The organism is Pseudomonas sp. PS01299 (assembly GCF_029960145.1).
GTDB lineage: Bacteria > Pseudomonadota > Gammaproteobacteria > Pseudomonadales > Pseudomonadaceae > Aquipseudomonas > Aquipseudomonas putida_A.
In genome coordinates, this window is sequence record NZ_JASCPO010000233.1 from 1 (window position 1) to 9179 (window position 9179).

Consider the following 9179-nt stretch of genomic DNA (forward strand, 5'->3'; position numbering starts at 1 on the left):
GGCTTGCTCGCGAAAGCGGTGGGTCAGCCATGAAGATAGTGGCAGTGCCGACCCCTTCGCGAGCAAGCCCGCTCCCACAATGGATTTGCGCTGGTCTTCAGGATTCAAGAAGGTTCTTGAAGCCACCAAAGATCATGCGCTGTCCATCAAATCCCATCGGGTTGACGTCCGGTTGCATGCGCGGGTCGTCCATCATCTTTGCCATGCCGGCATCGCGGGTGGCTTTGTCGGGCCAGATCAGCCAGCCGGACGACACCGTCTCGCCGTCCTTGAGTTTTACCGCCATCGGGAATGACGTGACTTTGCCGTCCGGCACGTCATCGCCCCAGCACTGAACCACCTCCTTCGCTCCGTATTCCTTGAACAGTTTCGCGGCGATCTCACAGTGTTTTTTGTACTGTTCGCGATTGGCATTCGGCACGGGTGCTACAAAAATATCGATGTAAGCCATGATCACTCTCCTTGCACGTTGGGTTCAATCTGCCGGGTAGTCGATTGCGGCGGCTGCCATTCGACACGATTCACGCCCTGCCCGACCGACGGTTGTTCGCCCCCGCCAAGGCTGCCTTCGACCTGCCCGGCGATATGCAGGGTTCCGGCCATGACCCCGGTGGTCGGGTTCTGCAGCAGTTTCGCCCAGGCCTTGTCGAACGTGCTGCCCAGGCTGCTGCGAATCAGCGCTTCGCTGTCGGGCCGGTCACTGGCCTGGATGATCGCGCGGATGCCCGCCACACCGATCGAGATCACCCCGCCGACCAACTTGCCCGCCGCAGCCGCCACCGCACTGGCCGCCCCGCGCGGAGCCATTTCCGCCTCCATCCGCTGGCTGGCGCGTTTGGCCACGGGGGCCATGCCGGCGTCGGTCGAAGCGATGCCCTTGCTGCCGCCTTCGGTGTGGATCTTGTCGATCAGCGCGGCATACGCCGGCAAGGTGTTCAGCGGCTCGGTACTGATGATTTGATAGAGCGACGCATCCCGCGCCGGCGGCGGGCCGAGGGCAATCGCCGGGACTTTCTGCAGACGCCAGTTGAGCTGGGCCACCGGCACACCGTAACGCTGGGCGATGAGCGGCATCTGCTGGGCCATCAGTTGCGCGTAGAACGCCGTGGCCTGACCGAGGATCGCGTCCGGATCGATCTCCACCGCCACCGGTTCCAGCACTCTTTCCTGATATTGCTCAAGCAGATAGCTCGCCAGGCGCTTGGCCGACGCATCCTGCTCGCCGCCGGCACTGATGGTGTACCAACTGACCTTCATCGACAGCCATTCCTGGGTCCAGTAGCTGCTGAACCACGGAATGAAATTTTCTTCAGTTTGCTGATAGACGCGAGTGCGCCAATGTTCCATCGAGCCACGGGCAAATACTTTGACTTGCTCGGTGGATTGCTGCGAGGCGCTGACGATGTCGCGATCGATCTGCTGCCAGGTCGCCTGCGATACCACCACCGCTCGCGGCGCCACCGGGGCCCGCGCCGAGGAGGCACAGCCAGCCAGCAGACACAGTGCGGCGAGGCTCAGCGCACGCAGGTTCACGGTGGTGGAGTCCTTGAATGGAGGAAAACAGATTTGAGTATAGGTGCGGGTATTGGGCCATTTGTCGGTTGTGGCCGGACGGGCGCTCTCACTTTGAAATGCGCTCCCACAGGGGGAAGCATCAACCATCAACGCCGTCGATATTCACCATCGCCACGATTGCCTTCCGCCCGCCGCCCGGCGAAGGCACGATTCACCCATCCGAGACGCAACGAGGAGTACCCATCATGATTCGCACCATCACCCTCTCCGTGAGCTTCCCGGTGTTCGGCAGCAACTACTACGACCAGCAAGTCGTCTCGCGCAAGTCCCAGGCGCTGCTGTTCAACGAAGATTTCGACGATGTGCTGATGCCCGCCGCGAGCAATCATTTCAGCAATGAAGTGGTGGGCATCAACGATCAGTTCCGCTTTCTGAGCGACATACTCGCCACCCATTTGCTGGATCTCGAGGCCACCGCGCCTGCGCATTCCAGCGTCCGGGCGAGCGCTCATTTTTAATCGACGAGGGCGTTCCCGTTGCGGGAACGCCCTTTTGATTTCTACTCAGTCATCGTCGCGATCACGATAGTAACGACGCCCGTCGCGACGACCATCGTCGCGGTCATCCCAACGCAGGTCATGGTCGTAGTAGCGACCGTGATCACGGTCGTAATGTCGTCCGTGGCGATGATCATCATCAAAGTCCGCCACACAGCCAGCCAGCAAAACAGCGGCGGATATCGTCAACAGCAAGGTTGTTGCACGCTTCATTCAAACTTCCCTAACACCAAGGTCTTGACCACGGAACGGCTGTCACTGCCCGCGCCTTCAGGACGCAGTGCGCGCAGCCGCTGATACGACCGGACAAAAGGACTTTGATTCACTGCCCGACCACGACCGTTGATCGGCCCGCCGCCAGCATCCGGGCAGCGGCGAAATGCCACCTATACTGCTGCTTAGCGACTCCCACGCAACGGATCTGCGCCTCGATAACAACAAGCAGAGGTGGACCATGGTCTGGCAGCAAATCTACGACCCGTTCGGTAACCCGCTGATCTCCACGCTCATGGCCGCGGTGCCGGTGGTGGTGATGCTCGCGGCGCTGGCGTTCTTTCACGTCAAGGCGCATCTGGCCGCTCTGTTGGCGTTGGCGTCGGCCCTGCTCATCTCGATCTTCGCCTTCGGCATGCCGGCGAGCATGGCCGGTTCGGCGGCGCTGTTCGGCGCCGCCAATGGCTTGCTGCCGATCGGCTGGATCGTGCTCAACATCATCTTTCTGCATCGCCTGACCACCGAGAACGGCTCATTCAAAGTGCTGCAGGACTCCCTCGCGCGGATCACCGATGACCGGCGTTTGCAGTTGCTGCTGATCGCGTTCTGCTTCGGCGCGTTTTTCGAAGGCGCGGCCGGGTTCGGCACGCCGGTGGCGGTGACCGGGGCGATTCTGATCGGCCTCGGTTTTTCGCCGTTGGCCGCCTCGGGGCTGGCGTTGATTGCCAACACCGCCCCGGTGGCGTTCGGCGCCCTCGGCACGCCGATCATCACCCTGGCCAAGGTCACCGGGCTGGATGAGATGGAGCTGTCGATGATGGTCGGTCGACAGTTGCCGTTTTTCTCGGTGCTGGTGCCGTTCTGGCTGATCTGGGCGTTTGCCGGGTGGCGCAAGATGCTGGAGATCTGGCCGGCGATTCTGGTGGCCGGGGTCAGCTTCGCGGTGCCGCAATTCCTCGTGTCGAACTTCCACGGGCCGATGCTGGTGGACGTGATCGCCGCGCTGATTTCCATGGCCTGCCTGACGTTGTTTCTGCGGGTCTGGAAACCGGCGACGGTGTACACCTCAGCCGCCCTGTCCGGGCGGGTCGACAACTCCAGGGTCGAGGAAGAAACAGTCACCGCCAGCGCCGCATTCCGCGATCAGGCGCGCCCGGCGGTGATGCGTGCGTGGATGCCGTGGATCATCCTCACGGTGTTCGTGTTTGCCTGGGGCACCCAGGGCTTCAAGAACGTCTTCGACGTGCGCCCGGCGCTGGATCCGGTAACCCATTCGGTGAAACTTGATGCGCAAGGCAAACCGCTGAATGAGGCCAACCCGATTTTCTCGCCGGCGCTGACCTTCACCACCCTGCACCTGCAAGTGCAGAAAGTCCCGCCGGTGGTGCCGGCGCCGAAAGCCGAAGAGGCGATCTACAAGTTCACCTGGTTCACTGCCACCGGCAGCGGCATCCTGCTGGCGGCGATTGTCGGCGGGCTGCTAATGGGCTATTCGATCCCGCAACTGATCAAGCAATACCTGCGCACGTTGTGGGTGGTGCGCTTTTCGCTGATCACCATTGCCGCGATGCTGGCGCTAGGATTTCTCACGCGTTATTCCGGACTGGACGCCACCATGGGTCTGGCGTTTGCCGCGACCGGGGTGTTCTACCCGATGTTCGGCACCCTGCTCGGCTGGCTCGGCGTCGCGTTGACCGGTTCGGACACGGCCTCGAACGTGCTGTTCGGCGGACTGCAACGGGTGACCTCGGAACAGCTCGGCATCAGCCCGGTGCTGATGGCCGCAGCCAATAGCTCCGGCGGGGTGATGGGCAAAATGGTCGATGCGCAATCGATCGTGGTCGCCTCCACCGCCACCCGCTGGTATGGGCATGAGGGCGAGATTCTGCGCTACGTGTTCTTTCACTCGATCGTGCTGGCCATCCTGGTGGGCGGGCTGGTGACATTGCAGGCGTATGTGGCGCCGTTCACGCATATGGTGGTTGGCGGGCATTGATGTCGCTTGTAGGGGCCTCTTCGCGAGCAAGCCCGCTCCAACATTTGGACTGCATTGCCCTTTGGGAACAAGCTATTTCCCCACCAGGATTGCATTCTCCGTGGGAACAAACCCATTCCCACATTGGAATGCATTCCCAATGTGGGAGCGGGCTTGCTCGCGAAAGCGGTGTGTCATTCAACTCATAGACGAACTGTTCCGACGCCTTCGGGAGCAAGCTCCCCTTCCACATTGATAGGCATGCCCCCCAAATTTGGCTATGTCGATCAGAAGATTGATGAGCCATGCGCATAACTCTATAGCGCAAATCCGCAAAAACCTTTTCCCCTCCGCGCAGGTCATTCCAAGAACGAGACCGGTAAACATGCCGGCGCGCCCGTTTGGGCCCTTCAATCCCTGCCGTCCTGATTAAGCCAGAGAGGAATCGAAGCATGACGATTTCCCGACGAAGATTCCTGATCCTCGGCGCGGTGACCGCCACCGCGTTTGCAATGCCCCCCTTCATTAGCCTCAAGGCCTACGCGGCCAGTCTGGAGCAGCCCGCCATGGCCAAACTGACGATCAACGTCAACGGTAAACCCCAAGCCCTTGAGGTGGACAACCGCACCACCCTGCTCGACGCCCTGCGCGAGCACCTGCACCTGACCGGCAGCAAAAAAGGCTGCGACCACGGCCAGTGCGGCGCCTGCACCGTCATCGCCGACGGCCGCCGGATCAACTCCTGCCTGACGCTTGCGGTGATGCATGAAGGCAGCGAGATCACCACCATCGAAGGCCTGGGCATGCCCGACAACCTGCACCCGATGCAGGCCGCGTTCATCAAGCATGACGGCTACCAGTGCGGCTATTGCACGCCGGGGCAGATCTGTTCGGCGGTGGCGGTGCTCAAGGAAATCCGCGAGGGCATTCCCAGCCACGTCAGCCCGAGCCTGACCGAAGCGCCGCAACTGATCGCCAGCGAATTCCAGGAACGCATGAGCGGCAACATCTGCCGCTGCGGCGCCTACTCGAACATCATCGAAGCCATCACTGAAGTCGCGCAGGTGCCAGCATGAGAGCGTTCAATTACAGCCGCGCCGATTCCCCCGCCGCAGCCGCAACGCTGGCGGCGCAGGTCGAAGGCGCGAAGTTCATCGCCGGTGGCACCAACCTGCTGGACCTGATGAAACTCGACATCGAAACCCCGTTGCACCTGATCGACGTCAACCACCTGGGCCTCGATCAAATCGAAGCCACGCCTGAAGGCGGATTGCGCATCGGCGCGCTGGTGCGCAACACCGATCTGGCCGCTGACAGCCGCGTGCGCAAGGATTACGCGTTGCTGTCCCGCGCCCTGCTCGCCGGGGCCTCGGGCCAGTTGCGCAACATGGCGAGCACCGCCGGCAACCTGCTGCAACGCACCCGCTGCCCGTACTTCTACGACGTCAATCAGGCCTGCAACAAACGCCAGCCCGGCAGTGGCTGCGCGGCGATTGGCGGGGTCAGTCGGCAATTGGGGCTGATCGGCGTCAGCGACGCGTGTATCGCGACCCACCCGAGTGACATGGCGATTGCCATGCGTGCCCTCGATGCGCAGGTGGAAACGGTGAAGCCGGACGGCAGCACCCGCAGCATCGCCATCGCCGATTTCCATCAACTGCCAGGCAATACCCCGAACATCGAAACCAGCCTCACGCCCGGCGAGTTCATCACTTCGGTAACCCTGCCCGCCCCGGTTGGCGGCACGCACATTTATCACAAGGTGCGCGATCGCTCGTCGTACGCTTTCGCGCTGGTATCGGTCGGTCTGATCCTGCAAAAGGACGGCAGTGGCCGCGTGGCAGTCGGCGGTATTGCGCCGAAACCGTGGCGGGTCGAAGACGCCGACGCGTTGTTGCCCAGAGGCGCAAAAGCCGTCAGCGAACGCTTGCTCGACGGTGCCACGCCAACCCACGACAACCAATTCAAACTGACCCTGGTCGAGCGCACGCTCGGCTCGGTGTTGGCGCAAGCGAGGGATGAAGCATGAAGTTCGACACGCCCGCCACCACCAACCCGATTGACCAGCTCAAGGTCGTCGGCAAACCCACCGACCGCATCGAAGGCCCGCTGAAAACCAGCGGTCAGGCGCCATATGCCTACGAGCAGCACGAGGCCGTGGCGAATCAGGCTTACGGTTTCATGGTCGGCTCGGCCATCGCCAAGGGCCGCATCAGCCACATCGATCTCGACGCTGCACAAGCGGCGCCCGGCGTGCTGGCCATCGTCACCGCCGCCAATGCCGGCAAGCTTGGCAAAGGCCAATACAACTCGGCGCCGCTGCTGGCCGGACCCGAGGTGCAGCACTATCATCAGGCCGTGGCGCTGGTGGTCGCCGAGACCTTCGAACAGGCTCGCGCTGCGGCGCAATTGGTCAAGGTCGATTACGTCGCGGCCAAAGGCGAGTTCGAACTGGCCAACGTGCTTGACCAAGGCGTCGAAGACGACGAGTTGCCCGACGTCACCCACGGCGATTTCGACAAGGCCTTCGCCGCTGCGCCGGTGCAGTTCGACCAGACCTACACCACTCCCGATCAGTCCCACGCGATGATGGAGCCGCACGCGACCCTGGCCGCGTGGAAAGGTGATCATCTGACCTTGTGGACCTCCAACCAGATGATCGCCTGGAGCGTCGGCGACGTCGCCACTACCCTTGGCCTGCCCAAGGAAAACGTGCGCCTGATCTCGCCGTACATTGGCGGCGGCTTCGGCGGCAAACTGTTCATTCGTGCCGACGCGATCCTCGCCGCCCTCGGTGCGCGCCTGGCCAACCGCCCGGTGAAAGTCGCCCTCGCCCGCCCGCAAATGGCCAACAACACCACCCACCGCCCGGCCACGATCCAGCGCATTCGCTTGGGCGCCACGGCGGACGGCAAGCTCAGCGCCATCGCTCACGAAGGCTGGTCGGGCAACCTCAAGGACGGCAAGGTCGAAGTCGCCGCGCAACCGAGCCAGTTGCTTTATGCCGGGGAAAATCGCCGGGTGACCATGCGCCGGGCGCCGCTGGATCTGCCCGAAGGCAATTCCATGCGCGCGCCGGGTGAAGCACCGGGGCTGATGGCGCTGGAGATCGCCATGGACGAAATGGCCGAGCAGCTCAAGCTCGATCCGGTGCAGTTCCGCATCCTCAATGACACCCAGGTTGATCCGGTGAAGACCGAGCGTCCGTTCTCCCAGCGGCGCCTGATCGAATGCTTGCAGACCGGTGCCGAGAAATTCGGCTGGAACCAGCGCAATGCTACTCCCGGCAGCCGTCGCGAAGGTCGCTGGCTGATCGGCATGGGCGTCGCCGCCGCGTTTCGCAACAACCTGCTGCTGAAGTCCGGCGCCCGGGTGCGGCTGGAGCGCGACGGCAAGGTCACGGTGGAAACCGACATGACCGATATCGGCACCGGCAGCTACACGATCATTGCGCAGACCGCGGCCGAGATGATGGGCGTGGACCTGGCGGATGTCAGCGTGCATCTGGGGGATTCGACCTTCCCGGTATCGTCCGGCTCCGGTGGCCAGTTCGGCGGCAATTGCTCGACTGCCGGGGTGTATGCCGCGTGCATGAAACTGCGTGAAGCGGTGGCGACGAAGCTGGGCATGAGCGGTAGTGACGTCGAGTTCGCCGACGGTCAGGTGCGCGCCGGCGGCAAGACTCTGCCGCTGCGTGATGCGGCAAAAGATGGCGCGGTCGAGGCCGAGGACAGCATCGAGTTCGCCGACCTCGCCAAGCAGTATCAGCAATCGACTTTCGGCGCGCATTTCGTGGAGGTTGCGGTGGATGCAGCGACCGGCGAAGTCCGCGTGCGGCGCATGCTCGCCGTCTGCGCGGCGGGACGGATTCTCAACCCGAAAGCCGCGCGCAGCCAGGTGATCGGCGCGATGACCATGGGCGTCGGTGCGGCGCTGATGGAAGAGCTGGCGGTGGACAAACGGCTGGGCTTTTTTGTCAATCATGACCTGGCCGGATACGAGGTGCCGGTGCATGCCGACATCCCGCATCAGGAGGTGATTTTCCTCGATGAGACCGATCCGATTTCATCGCCGATGAAAGCCAAGGGTGTGGGTGAACTGGGGATCTGCGGCGTGAGTGCGGCTGTGGCAAATGCGATCTACAACGCCACCGGGGCGCGGGTGCGTGAGTATCCGATTACGCTGGACAAGATCCTCGATTCGTTGCCGGAGATGACCTGAGCAACCTGGAAAAGCCCCTCACCCTAACCCTCTCCCAAAGGGAGAGGGGACTGACCGAGTTGTCTTATGGGATGCGCCGACATGAGAGGTCGTGTCGATTATGGACTCAGCGTAGTGCTCACAGACATCCCCCAATCGGCCCCCTCTCCCTCCGGGAGAGGGCTGGGGTGAGGGAACCGCGTCACTCGGATCGCAAATACTGCTCAGCACTCACCTGCTCCATCCACTCCACCACTTCACCGTCCAGCACTTCGGCAATCGCAATGTGCGTCATCGCCGTGGTCGGTGCGGCGCCATGCCAGTGCTTCACCTGCGGCGCGATCCACACCGTATCGCCGGGACGGATCTGTCGAACCGGCTGACCCCACTCCTGCACAAAACCTGAACCGACGGTGACGATCAACGTCTGACCCAACGGATGGGTATGCCACGCCGTGCGTGCGCCGGGTTCGAAGGTCACCGTGGCGCCGCTGACACGCGCGGCATCGCTGCCCTTGAACGGCGCGTCAACACGCACAGTGCCGGTGAACCAGTCTGCCGGGCCTTGGGCCGAGGGTTGCGAGCCGTTGGGGGTGACAATGACGCCTGAGATATGTGCATTCATCACAAGACTCCAAATCTGAAAGAGATCTCCCCTGTAGGAGCTGCCGCAGGCTGCGATCTTTTGATGTTTGTTTTTGAAGATCAAAGATCAAAAG

General features: G+C 62.5%; 9 protein-coding genes. 5 read left to right on the forward strand and 4 right to left on the reverse strand.

Features of this window, described 5'->3' with window-relative positions; genetic code table 11:
* Nucleotides 1-97: 97 nt before the first annotated feature.
* Together QMX91_RS26035 and QMX91_RS26040 are read right to left on the reverse strand one after the other, a co-directional pair.
* The gene (locus tag QMX91_RS26035; protein WP_134786733.1) at nucleotides 98-451 is read right to left on the reverse strand and encodes a DUF1428 domain-containing protein; all 354 of its coding nucleotides are present in this window, start codon (nucleotides 449-451) and stop codon (nucleotides 98-100) included.
* Nucleotides 452-453: 2 nt separating this feature from the next.
* Nucleotides 454-1533: a hypothetical protein gene (locus QMX91_RS26040; protein ID WP_282413586.1), complete on the reverse strand. Its 1080-nt coding sequence runs from the start codon at nucleotides 1531-1533 to the stop codon at nucleotides 454-456.
* A 227-nt stretch (nucleotides 1534-1760) separates the two neighbouring features.
* Between QMX91_RS26040 and QMX91_RS26045 the strand changes: the two genes are divergently transcribed.
* A complete protein-coding gene (locus QMX91_RS26045) occupies nucleotides 1761-2033 on the forward strand; it encodes a hypothetical protein (RefSeq protein ID WP_096796472.1) in 273 nt (90 codons plus the stop codon).
* Between the two features lie 45 nt (nucleotides 2034-2078).
* Here the strand turns inward: QMX91_RS26045 and QMX91_RS26050 are convergent, their stop codons facing one another.
* Nucleotides 2079-2285 (reverse strand): hypothetical protein, encoded by a 207-nt coding sequence (locus QMX91_RS26050; protein ID WP_282413587.1) that lies wholly within the window; start codon nucleotides 2283-2285, stop codon nucleotides 2079-2081.
* A gap of 241 nt (nucleotides 2286-2526) precedes the next feature.
* Here QMX91_RS26050 and QMX91_RS26055 point away from each other — a divergent pair, with 241 nt between their 5' ends.
* The 4 genes from QMX91_RS26055 to paoC all read left to right on the forward strand — a co-directional run bounded on the left by QMX91_RS26055 (nucleotide 2527) and on the right by paoC (nucleotide 8481).
* Nucleotides 2527-4281: an L-lactate permease gene (locus tag QMX91_RS26055; protein WP_098964489.1), complete on the forward strand. Its 1755-nt coding sequence runs from the start codon at nucleotides 2527-2529 to the stop codon at nucleotides 4279-4281.
* A gap of 407 nt (nucleotides 4282-4688) precedes the next feature.
* Entirely contained in the window at nucleotides 4689-5336 is a 648-nt protein-coding gene (gene paoA, locus QMX91_RS26060) for an aldehyde dehydrogenase iron-sulfur subunit PaoA (RefSeq protein WP_256578453.1), read from the forward strand.
* Nucleotides 5333-6289, forward strand: coding sequence for a xanthine dehydrogenase family protein subunit M (locus QMX91_RS26065; protein WP_282413588.1), 957 nt, complete (start codon nucleotides 5333-5335; stop codon nucleotides 6287-6289). Before paoA ends, QMX91_RS26065 begins: the two co-directional genes overlap by 4 nt.
* Entirely contained in the window at nucleotides 6286-8481 is a 2196-nt protein-coding gene (paoC, locus tag QMX91_RS26070) for an aldehyde oxidoreductase molybdenum-binding subunit PaoC (protein ID WP_282413589.1), read from the forward strand. Before QMX91_RS26065 ends, paoC begins: the two co-directional genes overlap by 4 nt.
* Before the next feature lie 181 nt (nucleotides 8482-8662).
* On the opposite strand, the gene QMX91_RS26075 is transcribed toward paoC, so the two are convergent.
* The gene (locus QMX91_RS26075; RefSeq protein ID WP_282413590.1) at nucleotides 8663-9085 is read right to left on the reverse strand and encodes a cupin domain-containing protein; all 423 of its coding nucleotides are present in this window, start codon (nucleotides 9083-9085) and stop codon (nucleotides 8663-8665) included.
* Nucleotides 9086-9179 lie beyond the last annotated feature (94 nt).